Consider the following 268-nt stretch of genomic DNA (forward strand, 5'->3'; position numbering starts at 1 on the left):
GTGCAGCTGGGGTAGCTGCAGTGGCGACACCTTTTGTCCGTTCTTGGACGCCAAGCGCAAAAGCTGAAGCTGCAGGGGCGGCTGTTACCCAAGATATCGGTTCTATCGAAGATGGACAAATGATTGTCATCAAATATCGTGGTAAACCTATTTATGTGGTTAAGCGCACCGAAGAGATGATCGCAGGATTAGAGTCAGTCAAGCCAATGCTGTCTGACCCTGACTCTAGTGCATCATTACAACCTGAATACTGTGCGAATCCTACGCG

1 protein-coding gene is annotated in these 268 nt (G+C 49.3%); it reads left to right on the forward strand.

What is annotated here, in order from left to right; all coding sequences use genetic code 11:
* Positions 1-268: Rieske (2Fe-2S) protein (locus AAEZ03_RS27590; RefSeq protein ID WP_502947976.1), on the forward strand; the 268-nt coding region annotated here is incomplete at both ends.

Origin of the sequence: Pseudomonas sp. HY2-MNA-CIBAN-0224, from assembly GCF_040310285.1 — a bacterium.
GTDB classification, from domain to species: Bacteria; Pseudomonadota; Gammaproteobacteria; order Pseudomonadales; family Pseudomonadaceae; genus Aquipseudomonas; species Aquipseudomonas helleri.